16 protein-coding genes are annotated in these 21999 nt (G+C 53.2%); 6 read left to right on the forward strand and 10 right to left on the reverse strand.

The annotated features are described in order from the left end of the window. Positions 1-2805, forward strand: coding sequence for an isoleucine--tRNA ligase (gene ileS / locus ACIKP9_RS12805; RefSeq protein WP_400883623.1), 2805 nt, complete (start codon positions 1-3; stop codon positions 2803-2805). Further along, complete coding sequence (gene lspA, locus ACIKP9_RS12810) at positions 2798-3253, forward strand: signal peptidase II (protein ID WP_400883625.1); 456 nt, start codon at positions 2798-2800, stop codon at positions 3251-3253. Before ileS ends, lspA begins: the two co-directional genes overlap by 8 nt. 67 nt (positions 3254-3320) lie before the next feature. Here the strand turns inward: lspA and ACIKP9_RS12815 are convergent, their stop codons facing one another. The 8 genes from ACIKP9_RS12815 to ACIKP9_RS12850 form a co-directional block, all read right to left on the reverse strand. Further along, positions 3321-4379, reverse strand: coding sequence for an NAD(P)-dependent alcohol dehydrogenase (locus ACIKP9_RS12815; protein WP_400883628.1), 1059 nt, complete (start codon positions 4377-4379; stop codon positions 3321-3323). Between the two features lie 179 nt (positions 4380-4558). Further along, positions 4559-4933 carry a DoxX family protein gene (locus ACIKP9_RS12820; protein ID WP_400883631.1) on the reverse strand — a complete coding sequence of 125 codons (375 nt, stop codon included), beginning with the start codon at positions 4931-4933 and terminating at the stop codon, positions 4559-4561. Between the two features lie 132 nt (positions 4934-5065). Next, positions 5066-6535 (reverse strand): catalase, encoded by a 1470-nt coding sequence (locus ACIKP9_RS12825; RefSeq protein WP_400883633.1) that lies wholly within the window; start codon positions 6533-6535, stop codon positions 5066-5068. Positions 6536-6772: 237 nt separating this feature from the next. Continuing rightward, positions 6773-7585, reverse strand: coding sequence for a posphoenolpyruvate synthetase regulatory kinase/phosphorylase PpsR (ppsR, locus tag ACIKP9_RS12830; protein ID WP_400883636.1), 813 nt, complete (start codon positions 7583-7585; stop codon positions 6773-6775). A 27-nt stretch (positions 7586-7612) separates the two neighbouring features. After that, complete coding sequence (gene ppsA, locus ACIKP9_RS12835; protein ID WP_400883639.1) at positions 7613-9979, reverse strand: phosphoenolpyruvate synthase; 2367 nt, start codon at positions 9977-9979, stop codon at positions 7613-7615. 311 nt (positions 9980-10290) lie between these two features. Beyond that, positions 10291-10842, reverse strand: a complete 552-nt coding sequence (locus ACIKP9_RS12840; RefSeq protein WP_400883641.1) for a response regulator transcription factor — start codon at positions 10840-10842, stop codon at positions 10291-10293. Further along, entirely contained in the window at positions 10839-12143 is a 1305-nt protein-coding gene (locus tag ACIKP9_RS12845; RefSeq protein WP_400883643.1) for an ATP-binding protein, read from the reverse strand. The genes ACIKP9_RS12840 and ACIKP9_RS12845 overlap by 4 nt, the downstream gene beginning before the upstream one ends. A 288-nt stretch (positions 12144-12431) precedes the next feature. Continuing rightward, positions 12432-14483: a TonB-dependent receptor gene (locus ACIKP9_RS12850; protein ID WP_400883646.1), complete on the reverse strand. Its 2052-nt coding sequence runs from the start codon at positions 14481-14483 to the stop codon at positions 12432-12434. 329 nt (positions 14484-14812) lie between these two features. Between ACIKP9_RS12850 and ACIKP9_RS12855 the strand changes: the two genes are divergently transcribed. The 3 genes from ACIKP9_RS12855 to ACIKP9_RS12865 all read left to right on the forward strand — a co-directional run bounded on the left by ACIKP9_RS12855 (position 14813) and on the right by ACIKP9_RS12865 (position 18721). Further along, entirely contained in the window at positions 14813-15388 is a 576-nt protein-coding gene (locus tag ACIKP9_RS12855; RefSeq protein WP_230348898.1) for a hypothetical protein, read from the forward strand. Positions 15389-15481: 93 nt separating this feature from the next. Beyond that, positions 15482-18064, forward strand: coding sequence for an ATP-dependent chaperone ClpB (gene clpB / locus ACIKP9_RS12860; RefSeq protein WP_400883649.1), 2583 nt, complete (start codon positions 15482-15484; stop codon positions 18062-18064). Positions 18065-18229: 165 nt separating this feature from the next. Then, positions 18230-18721, forward strand: coding sequence for a hypothetical protein (locus ACIKP9_RS12865; protein WP_400883652.1), 492 nt, complete (start codon positions 18230-18232; stop codon positions 18719-18721). 61 nt (positions 18722-18782) lie between these two features. Here the strand turns inward: ACIKP9_RS12865 and ACIKP9_RS12870 are convergent, their stop codons facing one another. Continuing rightward, the gene (locus ACIKP9_RS12870; RefSeq protein WP_400883655.1) at positions 18783-20366 is read right to left on the reverse strand and encodes an AI-2E family transporter; all 1584 of its coding nucleotides are present in this window, start codon (positions 20364-20366) and stop codon (positions 18783-18785) included. A gap of 166 nt (positions 20367-20532) precedes the next feature. Further along, a complete protein-coding gene (locus ACIKP9_RS12875) occupies positions 20533-21345 on the reverse strand; it encodes a PEP-CTERM sorting domain-containing protein (protein ID WP_400883657.1) in 813 nt (270 codons plus the stop codon). Positions 21346-21549: 204 nt separating this feature from the next. Here ACIKP9_RS12875 and ACIKP9_RS12880 point away from each other — a divergent pair, with 204 nt between their 5' ends. After that, complete coding sequence (locus ACIKP9_RS12880) at positions 21550-21969, forward strand: secondary thiamine-phosphate synthase enzyme YjbQ (protein WP_400883659.1); 420 nt, start codon at positions 21550-21552, stop codon at positions 21967-21969. Positions 21970-21999: the final 30 nt, after the last annotated feature.

The raw sequence follows: 21999 nt of genomic DNA on the forward strand, positions 1-21999 counted from the left end.
ATGAGCGAAAACACCAAATACAAGTTGAATCTGCCAGAAACCAGCTTCCCTATGCGTGGAGACTTGGCAAAGCGTGAACCCGCATGGCTGAAGAGCTGGCAGGAAAAACAGGTGTACCAGCGTATACGCAATGCACGCAAAGGTGCGAAGAAATTCATCCTGCACGATGGCCCTCCGTATGCCAACGGTGCGATTCACCTCGGACATGCAGTCAATAAAATATTGAAGGACATCATCGTCAAGTCCAAGACTTTATCCGGCTTTGATGCGCCTTATGTGCCGGGCTGGGATTGCCATGGCTTGCCGATTGAGCTTGCTGTTGAGAAGCAGCATGGCAAGGATATCCCGCCTGCCCAGTTCCGCGAGTTATGCCGCGCTTATGCTGCCGAGCAGGTAGCCAAGCAAAAGCAGGATTTCATTCGTCTCGGCGTGTTGGGCGATTGGGATCATCCCTATCTGACCATGGATTTTCATACCGAGGCTGACATTATTCGTGCACTCGGCGATATTTATAGCAATGGCTATCTCTACCAAGGTTCCAAGCCGGTGCACTGGTGTGTGGATTGCGGTTCCGCATTGGCTGAGGCTGAAGTTGAGTATGAAGATGTCAATTCGCCAGCGATCGATGTTGGTTTCAAGTTTGTCGACAATGTCGCGCTGGGCGTAGCGTTTAATACCGCCATCACGGGCGATGCTTATGCCGTGATCTGGACGACTACCCCTTGGACTTTGCCTGCCAATCAGGCAGTGAGTGTCCATCCTGAGCTGGATTACGACCTGGTACAAACTTCGCGAGGCCTGCTGGTGTTGGTGCATGATCTGGTCGAGGTAACGCTCAAGCGCTATGGTGAAGAAGAGGCGCAAGTGCTGGGCTCTGCCAAGGGCGTGGCACTAAAGGGCTTGCTGTTGCAACATCCTTTTGACCAACGCACGGTGCCTGTTATTACCGGCGAGCATGTCACTACTGATGCCGGTACTGGCTTGGTGCACACGGCTGCTGCTCACGGTAATGACGACTGGTTGGTGATGCGTGCCAACTACCCTGAAGAAAAGCCGCGTGTGCTGATCGGCGGCGATGGCAAGTTCTTCACTAGCGAACTGGTTGAGCTTGCTGCTATCCGCGGCCTTAACCGCCAAGAGGCCAATAAGGTCATCCTCACCGTATTGCAGGAAAAAGGCGCGTTGTTCGCCAGTGCACGCCTCAACCATAGCTTTCCGCATTGCTGGCGCCACAAAACACCACTGATGCAACTTGCCACTCACCAGTGGTTCATCGGCATGAACCAGGTAGGTAGCAATGGCAAGTCGTTGCGCGAGCTGGCCAACAAGGCGGTGGATGATACGGCTTTCTTCCCGGCCTGGGGGCGTGCTCGCCTTGAAGCGATGATCAAGAATCGTCCTGATTGGTGTGTCTCCCGCCAGCGCAACTGGGGCGTGCCTATGCCGTTCTTCGTGCATAAGGAGACAGGCGAGCCGCATCCGCAAACTGCGGTGTTGCTGGAAACCGTGGCTTTGCAAGTCGAGCAGCAAGGTATTGAAGCCTGGTTCTCGCTGGATGGCGCGGCTTTCCTGGACCAGCATGCGCCAGAGGATGCCGACCAATATAAAAAGGTGACCGATACACTAGACGTCTGGTTCGATTCCGGTGCTACGCATGCGGCGGTATTAAAGCGCCGTCCTGAGCTGCAAAGCCCGGCCGACCTGTATCTGGAAGGATCAGACCAGCACCGTGGCTGGTTCCAGTCTTCGCTGCTCACCGGTTGCGCCATTGATGGGCGTGCGCCTTATCATGCCTTGCTGACGCATGGTTTTACCGTGGACGAGAAGGGCTACAAGATGTCCAAATCTCGCGGCAACGGTATTGAGCCGCAGGATATCTGCAACCGCTTGGGCGCTGACATGCTGCGCCTGTGGATTGCCTCCACTGATTATTCCGGCGAAATGTCGTTATCCGAGGAAATCCTCAAGCGTGTGACCGATAGCTATCGCCGTATTCGCAATACCCTGCGCTTCCTGCTGGCTAACCTGGCAGATTTCGATGCCAAGCAGGATTTGCTGCCGGTTGAACAATGGCTGGAACTGGATCGCTTTGGCCTGGCATTGACGCAGCAATTGCAGGAGCAAGTGATTGCTGATTTTGATCGTTATGAATTCCACCTCGCCGTACAAAAGCTGGTGGGCTTCTGCTCCGAGGAGCTAGGCGGCTTCTATCTGGATGTACTGAAAGACCGCTTGTACACCTCGGGAGATCAATCCCACGCGCGTCGTTCCGCACAGAGTGCGCTACACCATATTACTCATGCCTTGATGCGCCTGATGGCACCTATCATGAGTTTCACGGCAGATGAAATCTGGAATACCTTAGGCTTGGATGCCCAGGCCACGGTATTTGAAGAGGTCTGGTATGTATTGCCGGCGCATGGTCTGGATGCGTCAGTGCTGCAAGATTGGCAAGCCGTGCTTGAAGTGCGCAATGTTGCCAATAAAGCCATCGAGAACGAACGTGCGCAAGGCAAGATAGGCGCTTCACTACAGGCCGAGCTGGATATCTACGCCAGCGGTGAGACCCATGCTGCACTAGCAAGATTGCATGAGGATTTGCGCTTCGTCCTGATGGCTTCGCGCGCTACCTTGCATGCAGGTGAAGGCGAGCTGGAAGTACAGGTCAGTGCTAGCACGCATGCCAAGTGCGACCGTTGCTGGCATTACCGTGCCGATGTGGGTAGCGATGCGGATCATCCCACGATCTGTGGACGGTGCGTGAGCAATCTCTTTGGCAAGGGTGAGTCACGTCATTATGCTTAAATGGCTAGGCCTGAGCGGCATCGTGATCGCATTGGACTTATATACCAAGCACTGGGTGCTCAAGGCGTTTGAGTATGGCGAACACCTGCCGCTAACATCATTTTTTGACTTGGTGCGCTATCACAACGAGGGGGCGGCATTCAGCTTCCTCGCCGCAGCTGGCGGCTGGCAGCGCATCTTTTTCAGTGCGATTGCCGTGGTCGCGTCAGCGATCATCATTCGCTTGTTGCGTAAGCATCCGCAGCAGCATCTGTTTTGTTTTGCGCTGGCCTTGGTGCTGGGCGGTGCCTTGGGCAATCTTTATGATCGCGTCACCTTGGGCTACGTGGTTGATTTCCTGTTCTTCCATTACCAGGAATACTACTGGCCAGCCTTTAATGTGGCAGATTCCGCGATTTGCGTAGGTGTGGCGTTGCTGATACTGGACAGCTTCAGGAAAAAAGCCTGAGATACTGGCAGTATGGAAAAGTAAAAAAGCACACCTAGGTGTGCTTTTTTGTTGCATGAAGTGTGGCTTAAGCAGCTTGTTTGAGGCTGGCAATATCAATCACAAAGCGGTATTTCACATCGCTCTTTAATATGCGCTCGAATGCGGTATTGATCTCCTGGATGGGGATCAATTCAATATCCGAGGTAATGTTGTGCTCGGCGCAGAAGTCGAGCATTTCCTGGGTTTCCTTGATACCGCCGATCAATGAGCCTGCCAGCTTGCGGCGCTTGAAAATGAGGTTGGCGACGCTGGGGGATGGATGTGGACTATCGGGCACGCCAACCAGGCACATGGAGCCATCGCGCTTAAGCAGGCCCATGAATTGATCAAGATCATGTGGCGCGGCGACAGTATTCAGGATGAAATCAAAGCTGAGGGCATGTTGCTGCATTTGCGCAGCATCTTTCGAGATTACTACCTCATCGGCACCCAATCGCTTGGCATCTTCTACTTTGCTTGGAGAGGTCGTGAACAATACCGTATGCGCACCAAATGCCTTGGCAAATTTCACACCCATATGGCCAAGACCGCCCAGGCCAACAATACCGACTTTTTGCCCAGGGCCGACATTCCAGTGGCGCAGCGGAGAGTAAGTGGTAATGCCTGCGCAGAGTAGGGGCGCTGTGGCAGCCAGATTCAGCTTGTCTGAAATCTTGAGCGTGAAACGCTCATCGACGACGATCAGGTTGGAATAACCACCATAAGTCGATTGTCCGGGGGACTGTTTATCCGGGCTGTTATAGGTGAACACGGATTGGTTGCAGAATTGCTCCAGGCCCTCTGCGCAGTCTGGGCAAGTGCCGCAGGAGTCTACCAGGCAACCGACGCCGGCAAGGTCGCCAGCCTTGAATTTCTTCACGTGACTACCAACCTGGGTGACGCGGCCAACGATTTCGTGACCAGGCACCATGGGGAAAGTGGAGTTGCCCCATTCATCCCTGGCTTGGTGCAAGTCTGAATGGCAGACGCCACAGTACAAAATCTCGATCTGCACATCGTTGGCTCCTACCTCGCGACGCTCGAAGGTGAACGGGGATAACGGTGACTTGGGGTCATGTGCTGCATAGCTGATGGCTTTGGTCATGGCGATGCTCCTGGCGAAATGAAAAACGGTTAACAATCAGAGGATGGCATGATTATGCCGTGCTTCATTGATCCAATGAATGGAAATAACTTCATTTCACAATTCCTGAAAAATGAATAATAAAATCCCCAACTGGTCTGGATAGGCCAGGTGGGGTATGGGTTGAAGTGGAGTCGAGATTAGCTGCGACGATTATCGACTGCAAACCACAGTGCGCTAGAGCTTGCCAGGATCAGGAAGCCGCCAGCCATGGCGAGATCCTTCAGGAACAGAATAGTCTGCATTGAATCTTTGAGATCGAAGTGAAACAGAAAGGCTGCTGCGATACAGAAAATCGCGAGCGCCCAGGCAACCAGTCTTGTCTGGAAGCCAATGATGATGGCAATACCACCGAGAAGCTCAAGTGCAATGGTGGGCCATAACAGGATGCCCGGTATTCCGGCAGACTCCATATAAGCGATAGTGCCAGCCTGATCCGCAATTTTGCCTACACCCGCAACAATGAAAATGATGGCAAGCAGGATACGTCCAACGACATGTGCATACTGGTTCATTCATTTCTCCTCGGCTTCATATTTGGAATGGTTGGCGGCAGATCAATATCATCTGCCGCCAAGCTCCACCATAAAACAATTTTGCCGGGGATGCCATGCTGACGCACACATCTATACTACCTGCGATGCTGCTTATGCCTTGGCAATGGCCTCCAGCGCGGCTTTCACCCCTGCTGCATACGCTGGGTCTGCCCGGTGGAATTGAGCCAGGATACGCTCCTGGATAGAGGCATTCGCCTGCGATAACCCAGCGGCAATGTTGTTGAACAATTGCTGTTTTTGCTCTGCATCCATCAGACGGAACAAGGCACCAGGCTGGCTGTAGTAGTCTTCATCCGATTGATCGTGATAGCCAATCCAGGCATCCTCAAGTACAGGCAGCGCTGGTTGGGCATAACGGGCGGCTGGTGCTGGCGATACACCTGCTCTGTCGTTTGGATAGAAGTTAGGTATTTGGTGAAGGCTGTTGGCAGATGCACCATGGCCTGTCACCGGGCAACCTGCAGCCATGGCGCCGTCACGCTGGTAGTGGTGTACTGGGCAACGTGCGGCATTGACGGGCAACTGGTTGGCATTGACCCCAACACGGTAGCGGTGCGCATCCTGATAGGCCAGCAAGCGTGCCTGCAACATCTTGTCTGGCGAGGCACCAATGCCTGGCACCAGGTTGCTGGGCGCAAATGCCGATTGCTCGGTTTCGGCAAAGTAGCTGTCGACATTACGGTTCAGCTCAAGCTGACCAATCTCGATCAAGGGATAGTCGCTATGGGGCCAGACTTTGGTGAGATCGAACGGGTTGATCTTATAGGTGCGCGCCTCAGCTTCCGTCATGATCTGCACTTTGACAGTCCAAGAGGGAAATTCGCCCCTGGCAATTGCTTCTACCAGGTCTTGTTGTGTGCCATGCGTGGGCAGCTTGGCAGCCTCATCTGCTGTGACGGTCTTGATACCCTGATTGCTCTTGATGTGCCACTTGACCCATACGCGTTCGCCCTTGTCATTCCAGAAGCTGAGTGTGTGCGAGCTAAAGCCATGCATGTGGCGGTAAGACGCAGGAATGCCGCGATCAGACATGAGGATGGTCATCTGATGTAACGACTGTGGGTGATTGGCCCAGAATTCATAAGCGTTAGCTGGATTGGGCAGATTGGTCTGCGGGTCTTTTTTCTGTGAGTGAATAAAGTCAGGGAACTTGATCGGGTCGTTGAGGAAGAACACCGGTGTATTGTTGCCGACGAGATCAAAATTGCCTTCGCGCGTATAAAACTTGATGGCAAAGCCCCTGGGGTCGCGGGCAAAGTCACTGGAGTCCTGACCACCACCTACTGTGGAGAAGCGTACGAATACCTCGGTCTTATCGCCTATCTGCTGCAAAAAGCTCGCTATTGTGCGATCACTCAAACTCTTGGTTAGTGTGAATGTGCCATAGGCACCTGTGCCACGCGCATGTACGACACGCTCGGGGATACGTTCACGGTTGAAATGTGCAAGCTTCTCGAACAGGTAGTGGTTGTCGAACGTTAGAGGTCCGCGTGGACCAACACTGATGCTGTTGTTATCGTCTGGAACCGGTGCTCCTGCCGATGTGGTCAAGGTGCTCATGACTTTCTCCTAGGTTGGTGGCTGTATATTGTTTATTTATCTTAGGCAATGTTTTATTCATACCACAGTACTTTTATAAAACAGCGCCTCTTGGATGACAACCATCTTACCTATGACGTTCATGTACTAAAAATTGATTGTTTCTATTTAATTGATAAGCATAATTAATTGATGTGCGTAACGAAGGGCAATAAAAAAGGAGCGATAAGCTCCTTTGTTTTGTACGCCCTAGCTGCCTTATTGATGGGGGTTTACCCGGATTTTTTGCAGGATGATGGTAGAGAGTTCTTCAATGGAGCGACTGGTGGAGTCTATCCAGCTGATCCCTTCACGCTGCATCAGGTTTTCCGCTTGACGGATTTCTTGGCGGCAGTTGTCCAGTGATGCATAGTGGCTATCAGGGCGACGCTCACTACGCACGCTGTGCAGGCGCTCTGGGTTGATCGAGAGGCCATAGAGCTTTTCTGGGTGCTTCTTCAAGGCTTCGGGCAGTGTGCCACGCTCTAGATCTTCCGGGATGAGCGGGTAGTTGGCAGCCTTGATGCCGAACTGCATGGCCAAGTACAAGCTGGTGGGTGTCTTGCCACAACGGGAGACGCCAACCAGGATGACTTGTGCCTCGCTCAGGCCGAAGTCGGTCATGCCGTCATCGTGATTGAGCGTGAAGTTGATGGCATCAATACGCTCGTAATAGCTGTTACCCAGAACGCTGTGGGCAATGCCCGAGGTGCGCGAGGGCTGCTCTTGCAACTCTTCTGCCAATGGATCGACGAATGATCCAAACACATCTAAGTGCACGGCATTACTTTGCTTGAGCTTGTCGCGCAGATCGGTATTGACCAGCGTCATCACGATGATAGGACGTGCACCATCGGCTTTTTCCGTATCGGCAATCTTCACCAAAGCCTCTTCCACCTTCTGTTCAGAGTTGGTGAAAGGCAGGCGGATATGCTTGAAACTTACCGTCGGGAAGTGCGCCAGCAAATGTCCGACGGATTCGGCAGTAATCCCGGTACCGTCGGAAATGAAAAATACACTACGTTGTTGCATGGCGCGCTATCCCTTTAGCCTGATGAATTACTTCTTGCTGATACGTTGCCAGGTATTGATCACGGTATCAGGGTTGAGCGAGACAGACTTGATGCCCTTTTCTACCAACCACTCGGCGAAATCTGGGTGGTCGGAAGGTCCTTGACCGCAGATGCCAACGTATTTACCCAGGCGGTTAGCAGTGCTGATCGCCATTTCCAGCAATACCTTGACCGCAGGGTCGCGCTCATCAAAGCCTGCTGCAACAAGGCCAGAGTCACGGTCCATCCCCAGTGAGAGCTGGGTCAGGTCGTTGGAACCGATGGAGAAGCCATCGAAGTATTCCAGGAACTGCTCAGCCAACAAGGCGTTGGAAGGAATCTCGCACATCATGATCAGGCGCAAGCCATGCTCGCCACGCTTGAGGCCGTGCTTGGCGAGGATCTCGACCACTTTGCGCGCTTCGTCCAGAGTACGCACGAATGGGATCATCAATTCGATATTGGTGAGGCCCAGCTGTTCACGTACCTTGCGCATGGCAATGCACTCCAACTCGAAGCAGTCTTCGAAATCAGGAGAGATGTAGCGCGTTGCGCCGCGGAAGCCCAGCATTGGGTTTTCTTCTTCCGGCTCGTAGATTTCGCCGCCAATCAGCTTGCGGTATTCGTTCGACTTGAAGTCGGACATACGGGCAATGACAGGCTTGGGCCAGAAAGCTGCACCAATGGTAGCAACGCCTTCTGCCAGCTTGTCGATGTAGAACTGGCGTGGGCTGTCGTAGCCCTTGGCGCGACGCTTGATTTCTTCTTGCAGGTCGGCAGGCACGCTATCCAGGTTGAGGATGGCTTTGGGGTGGATGCCGATCATGTTGTTGATCACGAACTCCAGGCGGGCCAGGCCAACACCATCGTTCGGGATTTGTGCAAAGCTGAATGCCATATCGGGGTTGCCGACGTTCATCATGACCTTGACCGGTGCAGGGGCCAGCTTAGCCTCTTCTTCCTGGGTTACGGTGAAAGGTACGGCACCAGTGTAGACATAGCCAGTTTCGCCTTCAGCACAGGAAACAGTCACGATCTGGCCATCTTCCAGCAAATCGGTGGCGTTGACGCTACCGACGATAGCGGGGATACCCAATTCACGTGCAATGATGGCGGCGTGGCAAGTACGGCCACCACGGTTGGTGACCAGTGCGGATGCGCGCTTCATGACGGGTTCCCAATTTGGATCGGTCATGTCAGCCACCAATACGTCACCAGGCTGCACGGTGTTCATTTCAGAAGCGTGCTTGACCACGCGTACTGGGCCAGAGCCTACTTTTTGAGTAACGGCACGACCAGTGATGATCGCGGTATTGCCACTGCTGTTGATCTGGAATTTCTCGACGATGTTGCCGCTTTGCGACTTCACGGTCTCTGGGCGAGCTTGCAGGATGTAAAGCTTGCCGTCTACACCGTCACGGCCCCACTCCACGTCCATTGGGCACTTGTAGTGTTCTTCAATCAGCACGGCAAAACGTGCGAGTTCGAGGATTTCCTCATCAGCGATGGAGTAGCGTGCGCTTTCTTCCTTGCTGTTCTCTACAGTGTGAGTACTCTTGCCAGCAACATTACTGTCGCTGAATACCATCTTGATCAGCTTGGAACCCAGCGTGCGGCGCACGATAGCCGGGAAGCCCTTGGCCAATAGTGGCTTGTGTACATAGAACTCGTCAGGGTTGACCGCACCTTGCACCACGGTTTCACCGAGGCCGTAGGAGGAGGTGATGAACACCACGTCACGGAAACCGGACTCGGTATCCATGGTGAACATGACGCCCGAGCTACCCAGGTTGCTGCGCACCATGCGCTGTACGCCAGCAGACAGGGCAACATCAGCATGAATGAAACCCTTGTGCACACGATAGGAAATTGCACGGTCGTTATACAAGGAAGCAAACACTTCCTTGATGGCGTGCAGGATGTTGTCCAAGCCATGAATGTTGAGGAAGCTTTCCTGCTGACCGGCAAAAGAGGCATCAGGCAAGTCTTCAGCCGTGGCGGATGAGCGCACGGCAAATGTCATGTCGTCGCCAGAGTCGGCGGTCAGTGTCTTGTAGTGCGCGGCAATCGCGTCTTGCAATTCCTGAGGGAAAGGCGTGTCGACAATCCATTGGCGGATTTTCTCGCCGGTGGCAGCCAGTGCATCAACATCATCGACGTCCAGCTTGTCGAGCTCTGCATTGATGCGCTTGTCGAGGCCATCCTGTGCCAGGAACTGGCGATAGGCGTGGGCTGTTGTGGCAAAACCACCTGGTACTCGTACGCCCTTGGCTGTGAGTTGGCTGATCATTTCGCCCAAAGAGGCATTCTTGCCGCCAACTGCAGGCACATCGGTGATGCGCAGCTTGTCAAAGGCGATTACGTAATCCAACATGTTTACTCTCCATCAATTACATAGCGCTGGGCGCACGTAAGTTTTTGTTTCAGTATGGCTTTCCATGGAGCTGTGCAGCTGCTTGGGGAGCGTGATACTAAAAAAGCTAAAGATTTTAAGGGGATGTAGATAAGAAAACCAATATTTTGCCTTATTCTGGGCTTTGGTGTCACCTGTCACGGTAAGGCGACAACAAAAAATCCCCTTGCAAACGCAATAATCCAGGATTGTAAACGCTGTGCAGTGAGTTGGGGTAGGTCAGGCACTAGTCCAAATGGGCTAGGGGCTATCTAGCTATCTGGGAATTTCCCTTATTTCTTGACGGGATGCTTATGCAATTTGCGTTGCAGGGTACGCCTGTGCATATTCAGGCTACGCGCAGTGGCTGAGATATTACCGTCGTTTTCCTGTAGCACGCGCTGGATGTGCTCCCACTCCATGCGGTTAACCGACAGTGCCGTATTAGGCACGGGGGTGGTGATATCACCTTCGACGCGCTCGAAAGCGGCCAAAATCTGGTCGGCATCTGCAGGCTTTGCAAGATAGTGCGTGGCTCCCAACTTGACGGCCTCTACGGCGGTGGCAATGCTGGCATAACCAGTCAGCACCACGATACGCGTTTCGTTATCCAGTTGATGCAGGTGTTTGACCAATGCCAGCCCGGAATCCCCGGGCATGCGCAAGTCAATCACAGCATATTCCGGACTTTCGTCCACATACATGGAGATGGCTTCTGCGACATTGTGAGCGATTTGCACAAGAAAGCCGCGTTTATGCATGGCTTTTTCCAGCACCTGGGTAAAAATTTCATCATCGTCAACCAGCAGCATCGTCGGTTGGTCTGGTAAGAGTTCTTGTGTCATGGCGCTGGTGTCGATGGCAGTTTCAGTTGTAGTTTCTTCAGTGGAATACGCACTTGGGTAAGCGTGCCTTGCGTCTCCCGCGGGGTAAAGGTGACTTCACCATCAAATTTTTCCAGTACAGACTTAGCCAGAAAGATACCCAACCCTAATCCGCCAGCGGCTTGCTTGCTGCTGTTGAAGGGTTTACCCAGCAAGGCCGGGTGGTCCGCGCCAGGGAATAGCCCTTGGTCATGAATATCAATCACCAGGTTGTCTTGTGCGATCTTGGCCACCAGGCTAATTCCCTCCGGCGAGGCATCGGCTGCATTATTGATCAAGTTGCTGATAGCCTGGCCTAGTGCCAGGTCGGCGATGATGATGGGAGAAGATGTAGTGAGCTGTATATCCAGCGTGAGCGGCGTGGCGGGGCGCATATCTTGCCAGCGCTCCGCGACGTATTGGATAAATGCATGCGCAGGCATGGCGCTGCTCGCATCGGAACGAATCATGCCTGCCGATGCGGTAATGGATGAGAGTATTTCCTTGCAGCGGTCGACTTGCTTGCGCAATAGGGTGAGTGAGCTTGTCAGCTCCTGATCGTGCTGATGCTCCTGTACTAGCTCCTGAGTAATGACTGCCATGGTGGAAAGCGGCGTGCCTAGCTCGTGAGCGGCCCCTGTTGCTAGTGTGCCAAGTGCCAGCATGCGCTCGCTGGCGAGTACTTTTTCCCGTGATTCCGCAAGTAGTTTGTCATATTCCCTCAGGTTGCGTCCCATGCGTTCGACGAAAAACGCAATGACGATTGCACTGACGACAAAGCCACCCCACATGCCGAGCAAATGCAGGCTGAAGCCTTCATCATGCTCGTGATATGGTGCGCCATGCTGCATATGGCTATGGATGGTTAAAGGTTCGTACCAAAACATGAGCACGCTGTAAGCGGTGATGACCAGTGCGGCAATCAGCCAGGTATAACGCCAAGGGAGTGCCACGGCGGCCACTGAAAGCGGTAGTAAGTACATCCAGACAAAAGGGTTGCTATAGCCTCCCGTTGCATAAAACAGCCATGTGAGCAGGGTGATGTCGAGCAATAGCTGAGTCAGCAACTCCAGCTCATGAATGCGTGCTTTGCGCCACAGCCTCAACCAACTGATGAGGTTGACTACCAGCATCAAGCTAATGGCGCTGGCGACCTTGAGCGTGGGGAGCACGATGTCAAATGCCTGAGCGGCGACAACACTCGCCATGACCAGCGCGGTCATCATGACCACACGTAGCCATAACAACCGACGCAGATTAGTGGTAAAGGCAAGGGAAGACATGGCGTAATGGTAACCTAGACATGATCAGGCAGGGCATGTGACAAAATGTCACGGATGTATCATTGCTATGCCGGAGTAAGAGGGGCTGGAGGCTGCGACAACGTGTCGCATTCACAGGCTGGAGGACAGCATTTATATTTCCCTTATCCGATTAAGGATTCCTCATCTAAAGGTCTATGGCCTTTTTTCAGGGGCTGGGTACTTGCTGGTACCCAGCCTTTTTCTTTGCTTTTAATCCTGATGAAGTTGCTATTTTATCCTTTTGAGGTTGATGAGCAGCTATCGCAGTCAGATATCCAGCCGGAGGGAAGCATATACGCCTCGGCCTTCGCCGGGAGAGTGCAGGGTTTGCGCATAATCAGTATCGTAGTATGCATATTCATAGTAACGATCCATCAGGTTACGTACTTGCAACTCCAGGCTGATATTTTTCTGCACTTGCCAGGCTGCGCTGAGGTTGAGGAGGAAATAACCGCCATATTTTCCCCAAGTGTTGGAACGCTCAAGATAATAGTCGCCTTGGCCATTGCCCCAGGCCGAAAGCTTGAGCGTGGGCAATACGCGGTAATCTGCGCCCAGGCCATAAATCTGCCGGGGAACATGATCAATCTCGTTTCCTTTGTTAGAAAGCTCAGTATTGCCAGGTTTGGTGATCTCGGAGCGTTGCACCGAGAGATTGGCCCAGATATCCAGTTTTTCAGTGGGGCGCAGGTTAGCCTGGAAATCTATCCCTTGGCGCAAGGTCTCGCCAATGTTTTCAGAGTCGTTGCTGGAACCCCCCAAGATGCGGCGAGCTTCATTGTTGGCTTTTTGCTCCCAGGCCGCAATGCGCCCATCCATCCAATGAGTTGGCTGGAACTTCAGGCCCAGCTCCCAACCCTCATTGATCGAGGGTTTGAGGTCGGGGGCGAGCGGGTTGGTTTTATAAGTCGCTGCGCCTATGCCTACCTGGAAGCTGCGGCCCCAATTACCATACGCGCTGTAATGTTCTGAAAAGTTATATACCGCGCTGAGCTTGGGTTGGCGGATTGCGCCATAGTCTTGGACATCTGCCGTGGTGCCTGTGAGGACATTTCTGAAATCCCCCTCTACGCGATCTACACGATAGGCGGGCACGATCTTGAGCTTCGCGGTAGGACGGATGACTGCTTGCAGGTAAACACCATAGGTATCGAAGGCATAGTGCTGGTTGCGTGTTGCGCTGAGTCGCTGACGTGCATTCGTCGTGTAGCGGTAGTTCTCGTTGTTCTGCCATTCGGCACTCAGGCCACTTTCAACCGCCAGGCTATGCAGGCCCAGATGCTCGATATTGGGTCTCCACGTAAGGGTGGAGAGTAGCCCGGTATGGTTTTCCCTGAGCAGGCGTTCCTGCTGATTGGGGTTCATGATGGAAAAGCGCACCCAGCGCTGGTCATCCATGGTGTTGAGGTAGACCTTGTTGGAAAGAAACCAGCGGTCATTGATGGCCCAGTCCAGGTGCAGGCTGAGCTGGTTGAGCTCACGTTCGCCGCCATCTGTGCTGTTATGCGGCATGGATTGACGAGGGTGGGCGCGTGCCTGATCGTAGGTGAGGTAGCCAGCCTCCTGTGCATCCTGCCGGTAGTGGCGGGCGATCAAGCCGGTGCGCAAGCGCCCGTCACTGGAGTCGTAAAACCATTTGCCAGCCACTGAGTGCTTGCGGGAATCAGAGTGGGCACGATAACCATCGTATTCCTGCACTGCAGCAAAATAATTCTGGCTGAAGCCGTCTTTCTCAATGCCCATCGCTGTTTGCAATTCACGTGTATTGAAGCTGCCATAGCTGGCACGTGCTGTCGTATAGTTGCCGCCGATACGGGTGACGACGTTGGCATTGCCAGCAATGTTGTGCAGGCCGTAACGTGGATCATTGGTACCACGCACTACTTCGATAGCCTCGATATCCAGTGGCATGATCATGTCGAGATAAGGCATGTTGCCATCGTTGCTGTTGCTGGGGATGCCGTCGATCAATAGCTTCACGGCATTGATCTCGCCTTCGCCATTGAAGCCACGGAATGAAAATTTTCCTGTTGAGGTCCCCATGCGGTACTCGGTTAGCATGACGCCAGGCGCGCGGGAGAACAGCTGCCAACTGTTTTGTACGGTCTGGTTTTCAATGGCTTCCTTGCCAATCACGTCCACGGAGGAAAGGATGCTACGTGCAGGCAGGCTGGAGGAGCGGTTGCCAGTGACAACGATGCCACCAATCGTCATGGTCGAATCTTGCTCATTGGCGGTTGTTGCTACATGGTCAGCAACAGCTCGCTGGCTACAGGCCGTCATGATCAAAAGCGCAATAACGCGGTAACGATAAGGCATGAAGATGCTCCTGAGGAGGCAATAATTGTATAAACGATATTGCATATTGTTGGTCATGAGACAACTACCATGAAGCCTGCCAGTTTGCGCAAGAAAAGCATATACTTGCCGTCTGGTTTAAAGCTGGTCAGGCAGTGTCTTGTCAGTTGCATGGCTTGAGATGATACGAGTGTGTATTCATCCCTGTAAAAGCTGTGCCAAAGAGCTCTTGGTGTTTTTTGCCTACTAGCAACCAGGCGCGGATAATAACAACAAAACGATTTGCTAAGCGTGCGGCAGATTGTCGCACCTACACCATTTGCGTCATGCTCTACATGAGTTAATGAAACATGAAACAACAGATTATTGGAATTATCGGGGTATTACTTAGTTGCTCAGCGCTGGCGGCCGAAGTTGGTCGCGATGTCGTCAATCAGGAGGACGATATCAAGCTGCGCCAGTTGGCAGAACGTATTCCTAGCAATTGCCGGGTGGCCGCTACGCGAGATAGCAACGATCAGCCGGTATTTTTCTGGCAACACACATTTAATGACGGTACGCGTGACTTGGTGATGGCGACTTCTCTCGAGGGCCGTCTGCAAGGGATTCGTCGCGTGACCTATGGTGGTAGTCGCAGCCTGGGTTGCCACTTTCCTTTGCTTGCTATCGTCAAGGGTGGGCAATGGGGTTGGCACTTGGTATGGATGCGCATGAATAAGGGGGTGTATTACGCACGCATGGATGGTGCGGCCTGGGTATCCTCACCGCCCAAGCGTATGTCCACCGATGATGTCAGTTATATCGAGCTGACATCGCTCAATACACAGGTCAACCTCAATTGGCTGGAGATTCGCAATGATGGCTCCTCATTATTGCATCAAATGATGTCTGACGACGAGGGCCGCACCTGGAACAAGCAGCGCTAGCAGCATGTAGGATTTAGTTGCTATTGGTGCTTGAATTCACCTAGATGACCACCACTTAGTAGTCAAACAACTCAACATTGAAGGAAGGCAAGCATGCGTTTCGACAAACTGACTACCAAGTTTCAACAAGCATTAGCCGATGCTCAAAGTATTGCCGTCGGCAATGACAACCCGAATATAGAAGCATCACATTTGCTCTTGGCATTATTGGGCCAGGATGATGGCGGTACGGCATCGTTATTGGCACGTGCCGGTGCCAACCTCGCCCCGCTTAAAGCTGGCTTGCAGGCTGCGATTGACAAGCTGCCCAAGGTGCAAGGCAACGGCGGTGAAGTGTCTATTTCCCGCGAGCTCAATAACCTCCTGAATGTCACTGACCGTAACGCCCAGAAACGGAATGACGCATATATTGCGAGCGAAATGTTCCTGCTCGCCCTGGCGGATGACAAGGGCGATACCGGTCGCCTGCTGAAAACCCATGGCCTGACCAAGCCTGCACTTGAGCAAGCCGTAAACGCTGTTCGTGGCACTGATAACGTCAATAGCCAGGAGGCTGAGGGCAATCGCGAAGCCTTGAAGAAATTCACGGTAGACCTTACCGAGCGTGCGCGTCACGGCAAGCTCGACCCCGTCATCGGGCGCGATGATGAGATCCGTCGCGCCATTCAGGTATTGCAACGTCGCACCAAGAATAATCCGGTATTGATCGGTGAGCCTGGCGTGGGTAAGACCGCCATTGTTGAAGGCTTGGCCCAGCGTATCGTTAATGGCGAAGTGCCGGAAACGCTCAAGAACAAGCGCGTGCTGGTGCTGGACATGGCTGGCTTGCTAGCCGGTGCCAAGTACCGTGGTGAATTCGAGGAGCGCTTGCAGGCCGTATTGAAGGAGTTGGCGCAGGATGAAGGCCAGACCATCGTCTTTATTGACGAAATCCATACGATGGTGGGTGCAGGCAAGGCGGAAGGTGCCATGGATGCAGGCAATATGCTCAAGCCAGCGTTGGCGCGTGGTGAGCTGCACTGCGTGGGTGCAACTACATTGGATGAATACCGGAAATACATTGAGAAGGATGCTGCGCTGGAGCGTCGCTTCCAGAAGGTGCTGGTGGATGAGCCGTCAGTTGAGGCGACCATCGCCATCCTGCGCGGCTTGCAGGAAAAATATGAAGTGCACCATGGCGTGGAGATCACTGATCCTGCAATTGTGGCTGCTGCCGAATTGAGTCATCGCTACATTACTGACCGTTTCCTGCCGGACAAGGCCATCGACCTGATCGACGAAGCTGCTTCGCGCATCAAGATGGAAATCGATTCCAAGCCGGAGGCACTGGATAAGCTGGAACGCCGCCTGATTCAACTCAAGATTGAGCGTGAAGCCGTGCATCGCGAAAAGGATGAGGCTTCGCAAAAGCGCTTGTCGTTGATTGAGGACGAAATCCGCCGCCTGGAAAAGGAATTTGCCGATCTGGAGGAAATCTGGAAGGCGGAAAAAGCTCAGGTGCAGGGCAGCAAGCACCTGAAAGAGGAAATCGAGAAGGTCAAGCTGCAGATTGAGGAAGCTACGCGCAAGGGTGAATGGCAGAAGGTCTCTGAGCTGCAATATGGCAAGCTGCCGCAGCTTGAAACCCAGCTCAAGCAGGCTGCCAGTGCGGAAGAAGGCGAGCAAAAACCACATCGCTTGCTGCGTACGCAAGTTGGCGCAGAAGAGATTGCCGAGGTGGTCTCGCGTGCAACAGGCATCCCTGTCTCTAAAATGCTGCAAGGCGAGCGCGATAAACTGCTGCATATGGAAGACAAGCTGCACGAGCGTGTGGTGGGGCAGGATGAAGCAGTCCGCTTGGTGAGTGATGCGATCCGTCGTTCACGCTCTGGGCTGTCCGACCCGAATAAGCCTTATGGCTCTTTCTTGTTCCTCGGGCCTACTGGCGTCGGCAAGACAGAGCTGACCAAGGCATTGGCGGGCTTCCTGTTTGATTCGGAAGACCACCTAATCCGCATCGACATGAGCGAGTTCATGGAAAAGCATTCCGTGGCGCGCCTGATTGGCGCACCTCCTGGCTATGTGGGTTACGAGGAAGGTGGCTACCTGACCGAGGCTGTACGCCGCAAGCCTTATTCGGTAATTTTGCTGGATGAGGTGGAAAAGGCTCACCCGGATGTGTTCAATGTGCTGTTGCAAGTGCTGGATGATGGCCGTCTGACGGATGGACAAGGTCGTACTGTCGATTTCAAGAACACGGTGATTATCATGACCTCTAATCTGGGTTCGCAAATGATCCAGAACATGAGTGGCGATGACTACCAGGTGGTGAAGCTTGCTGTGATGGGCGAAGTGAAGGCTAACTTTAGGCCTGAGTTCGTCAACCGTATTGACGAGGTGGTGGTGTTCCATGCACTGGGCGAATCGCATGTGAAATCGATTGCCAGCATCCAGTTGCAGAACCTTGCCAAGCGCCTGCTTGCTCTGGATATGCAGTTGGATGTGAGTGATGCAGCCCTGGCTGAAATTGCCAGTGCTGGTTTTGATCCCGTGTATGGCGCGCGTCCACTCAAGCGTGCCATCCAGTCCGAGATCGAGAATCCACTCGCCAAGGAAATCCTCAACGGCAGCTTTGCCGCGAAGGATACCGTGCACGTAGATTTCAAGGGCGGGCGTATGGTATTTGCCAAAGCGTAAGCTTTCACTCAGGCAGGGGGCATCCCTGCCTTTTTTGTGAGTGATAGCAAATAAAATTTTACTATTGAGGCTACTTTGGGGAATTTGGCTATTGCTCTACTGTCTTAGCAGACAGTAGAGCCTGTCATGGCTTGGATTGATCTGGCGCATGGCCAGGAGGATGAGATGAGATTAGTCACTGCTGCGTTGGTTGGTAGCTTGGTGCTGGCAGGATGTGCGACCACCCAGCAAAAGGAGCCGCAGATTCAACGTATTTCTGCGGAGGAGTTGGAAAAGCTATTGCCGCAACCTACGCCATTTATTACCTATGATGAATTGGTGCGGTTGTCCAAGGCTGGCACCAGTCCCGACGAGATTATCGCCAAGATCAAGGAAAGTCATTCCCGCTATGATTTGACGCCTTCCAAAGCGTTGGAGCTAGGCAAGCAGGGCGTGGATGCCAAGGTGCTGGATTATATCTACAGCAGCCGCGAGCAGGCCTTGCGGGATGGTTTCGCTGAGGAGCTGAACAAACGTGAGAAGGAAAAAGTGATTGAGCAGGAAAAGCTGCGCCGTGAGTATCAATGGCGCAACCGCGGATTCTACGATCCATTCTGGGGGCCGGGTTATGGCCCATACTGGCGTGGTTATTATGGCCCGCGTTGGGGCTGGTGGTAGGCAGTAGGCACGATAAAAGGGCTGGAGTTTTCCAGCCCTTTTTTATTGTCGTGAGTGATGCTTAACGATCCATGTCACGTGTGGCTGCCCGCCAGCGTAGTTTTTCTGAATAGCGGTGCCGTGCTTGCAAGCGGGTATCCTTGAGAATGATTTCCAGAGTTTCGCCCAGGATGCGAACCACACCCAGGATGGGGATCACCAGCATTAATCCGGCTACGCCAGCAATCGCCTCACCCACCAGGAACATCATGATGGTGAGCAATGGATGTATGCGCAGGCTGCGACCTACGATGGCGGGCAGGAAGAAAAAATCATCCAGCATGCGAATCAGGATAAATAGCCCGGCAAGGCTGTAAATGACGCTGATGTTGCCTGGCATATCAGTGGAGGCGACTAGCGCCACAATGGCAAAGCCCAGTAGCGGCCCTAGGTAGGGAATCCAGCACAGGATGGCGACTGTCAGGCCGAGCATGAGCGGTGAGGAGATGCCCAGTGCCCATAGACCTAGCGTGGTAAGGATGGTGTCAATCACCGTCATTTTCATGAGCCCGACAAAATATAGTCGTGCTGTTTGATCTACGGCGTGGATCAGATAAAGCGTTTTTTCAAAAAAGGCATTGGGAACGGCGGCGCCGAGCATTTTCCTGAAGTTGGCACCGTCCTTGAGCATGAAGAAGGTGATGATGGGGGTGAGCAATAATGACGGGAGCCACGTCGCTAGGCCGCTCAGTATCTTGCCCAGGTATTTGTCGGAGAAGTGTTCCGAGACGTCAGTGATTTGCTGGGAAATATTGTCGCCAAAGTGCGATGTCTGCAAGAAGCTGAATTTTTCTTGTATGCCTTCCACCAGTTGTTCCGCCAGCACGGCCCCACCTGCGGAATAGTGGGCAATCCCGGCTTGCCATGATGCCGCGCTGGCGACGACTAATGGATAAACCAGCAATAAGCCAATCACAGTCACCATCAGGAATGCGCCGCTTAGCGCCACCGCAGCAATACCCCGGCCCGTGCCTGCAGCTACCATTTTCTTTTCCAATGGAGCCAGCAGGTAATACAGGATCAAGGCCAGTAGGAAAGGCACGACCAGCCAGAGAATTTTCTTGAAGATCAGCAATAACAAACAGGTGGTGGTAATGATGCCAGCCCAGGCGACAGGCCCGGGGCCATGGTTCTCACTGAGCACAGGAGGCTGCTGTATGGTGTTTTGTTCCAGCTCTGGAAACTGGCTGCGACGCAGACTGCAATGCTGGGAAATGGTGTCTGCAATTTGCGGGTGTGTATGCAGCAAATGCAGGAAATCATCGCGAAACAGTACAGCAAGCACACAGTTTTCAATCGCACGTACCTGGGTGTGGCGTCGCATGTTTTCTAACAGTGCGCGCTCACCAAAAAACTGACCGGCTTCCAGCGTGCCAAGGATTTGCCCATCCAGCGTGACGCGGACTTTCCCTGCCAGGATGAAGTAGATCGCTTGCCCTTCTTCTTGTGGGTCGTAGATGATCTCGTCCTGCACGTAGCTACGCTGGTGCAGCACATTATTTAGCGTATCCAGCTCGTGGTTGCTGAGCCCTGCCAGCAATGGCACTTCACGTAATACCATCTGATGATGGGGTGCGATGGGGGGGCGGAAACGGTGGAGTAGCATGGGCGGGCTCTGGACTTGTATTTTCGACTATTTTATCCGGAGGAGGGGGGATCGCAAGAGGATAAGCAGAGGAGCAAGGATGAATTGCGGCGTGAAGCTGGCTAAGCCGGCGCAAACAAGCAATCAGGCCCGCTCCGGGACGGTAGCAAGCCTGATTGCAGGCGGGTTAGTTGCGTTGACGGCGTCGACGCGCAGCCAGGCCCAATACGCTGAAGCCTGCCAGCAGCATTGCATAGGCGCTTGCTTCCGGCACGGCGGCGATATTGGCAACTACCTGGATGGATTGCAGGTTGATCGCCGCGGTGCCTATCACACCTTGGGACTCATATATATCCTGCCAGTAACCCTCCTCTACCCATTGCCCGGGCTCGCAGATTCCATATTCGTCACAAGGCCCTGGCACGTAATAGTTGCCGGTGACAACCCACTCCTGACCCATATAAACATCAATCATGGTGTAGTCAGCCCAAGCTTCAAAAGAGCCGGCGATTGTGGGTAGAGTGGCACCAGAAATGATACCTGTTGCGCTGAAACTGGAGCCATACCCCTCAGTACCGGAAAATGATGCGCCTGGGCCGCCAATGCTCACGCCTGCGGCACCCAGGCTACCATTTGACGTGTCATAAGTGCCGGAATAGGTGATGGAGTAGCTTTCGATAATCTGTCCGGGATGCGCAGTAAAGGACAAAGGCAGGGAAAAGGCGCCTGAAAAGCTTTCGTAACTAAAAGAGCGACCACCGTCCGCACTGACATATAGCGAGCCGCCAAAGTTGATGGAGACTCCGTTGGTAACACCGGATATTGAAGCAATACTGTTATCCAGTATTTGCTCGCCGTAATATGCATCATTGATCTGGAACTGGAATGTATCCGGATCGTAGCTGATATCGACGGCGGTGGAGTTGATGGTGGTGGGGGCGGCCAGGGCGGGAATAGCGGTTGCGAGTATGACAGCAGCACTCAAGTAACGCATTTTCATTTTGAATCTCCCAGGGGTGATGGAGGCTATGATTATGGGCGTTTTAAAGGTATATTGATATGGACTGTTAATGGTCCGAATGGACTATCGAGATTGTCTTTTGTTATTGCGCAGATTTGAGGTGTGGATGGTTCTCTATTTTTCCCTGCCGCATTCAGCCGTTATACTTCCTCCCATCAAGCTAAGCCTCTCGGGAGTCATTTCATGCAGCAGCAACATCACCAGATCGTCCAGCATACCAACGGGCGCCGTTTGTATGACATTACGCCTGCCGTGACGCAGTGGGTGGAAGGCTCCGGTATCCGGCAGGGCTTGCTGACGCTGTATATCCAGCATACCTCGGCCAGCATTCTCATTAATGAGAATTACGATTCTGACGTGCTGGTGGATATGGAAAGCTTCTTTGAGCGCTTGGTGCCGGATGGGGATGCGTTGTTCATTCATACTGCCGAAGGGCCGGATGATATGCCAGCGCATGTGCGTTCTGCATTGACGCAGACTAGCATCTCCATACCGGTTATGGATGGAAATCCCGCGCTGGGAACCTGGCAAGGTATCTTCCTCTACGAGCACCGACGCATGTCGCATACGCGTAAGGTGTTGTTGCATTTGCTCGGTGAATAGAAACGACAGAAAAGCGCGTGGTTTTTGATG

The organism is Methylobacillus methanolivorans, assembly GCF_044751345.1.
Classification (GTDB): domain Bacteria; phylum Pseudomonadota; class Gammaproteobacteria; order Burkholderiales; family Methylophilaceae; genus Methylobacillus; species Methylobacillus methanolivorans.

Bases quoted from the DNA above. Each gene is read 5' to 3' on its own strand.
- ACIKP9_RS12880 (WP_400883659.1), top strand. From the start codon at position 21,550: ATGCAGCAGCAACATCACCAGATCGTCCAGCATACCAACGGGCGCCGT.
- ACIKP9_RS12840 (WP_400883641.1), bottom strand. From the start codon at position 10,842: ATGACACAAGAACTCTTACCAGACCAACCGACGATGCTGCTGGTTGAC.
- ACIKP9_RS12870 (WP_400883655.1), bottom strand. From the start codon at position 20,366: ATGCTACTCCACCGTTTCCGCCCCCCCATCGCACCCCATCATCAGATG.
- ileS (WP_400883623.1), top strand. From the start codon at position 1: ATGAGCGAAAACACCAAATACAAGTTGAATCTGCCAGAAACCAGCTTC.
- ACIKP9_RS12865 (WP_400883652.1), top strand. From the start codon at position 18,230: ATGAGATTAGTCACTGCTGCGTTGGTTGGTAGCTTGGTGCTGGCAGGA.
- clpB (WP_400883649.1), top strand. From the start codon at position 15,482: ATGCGTTTCGACAAACTGACTACCAAGTTTCAACAAGCATTAGCCGAT.
- ACIKP9_RS12850 (WP_400883646.1), bottom strand. From the start codon at position 14,483: ATGCCTTATCGTTACCGCGTTATTGCGCTTTTGATCATGACGGCCTGT.
- ppsA (WP_400883639.1), bottom strand. From the start codon at position 9,979: ATGTTGGATTACGTAATCGCCTTTGACAAGCTGCGCATCACCGATGTG.
- lspA (WP_400883625.1), top strand. From the start codon at position 2,798: ATGCTTAAATGGCTAGGCCTGAGCGGCATCGTGATCGCATTGGACTTA.
- ACIKP9_RS12875 (WP_400883657.1), bottom strand. From the start codon at position 21,345: ATGAAAATGCGTTACTTGAGTGCTGCTGTCATACTCGCAACCGCTATT.
- ACIKP9_RS12820 (WP_400883631.1), bottom strand. From the start codon at position 4,933: ATGAACCAGTATGCACATGTCGTTGGACGTATCCTGCTTGCCATCATT.
- ACIKP9_RS12825 (WP_400883633.1), bottom strand. From the start codon at position 6,535: ATGAGCACCTTGACCACATCGGCAGGAGCACCGGTTCCAGACGATAAC.
- ACIKP9_RS12855 (WP_230348898.1), top strand. From the start codon at position 14,813: ATGAAACAACAGATTATTGGAATTATCGGGGTATTACTTAGTTGCTCA.
- ppsR (WP_400883636.1), bottom strand. From the start codon at position 7,585: ATGCAACAACGTAGTGTATTTTTCATTTCCGACGGTACCGGGATTACT.
- ACIKP9_RS12815 (WP_400883628.1), bottom strand. From the start codon at position 4,379: ATGACCAAAGCCATCAGCTATGCAGCACATGACCCCAAGTCACCGTTA.
- ACIKP9_RS12845 (WP_400883643.1), bottom strand. From the start codon at position 12,143: ATGTCTTCCCTTGCCTTTACCACTAATCTGCGTCGGTTGTTATGGCTA.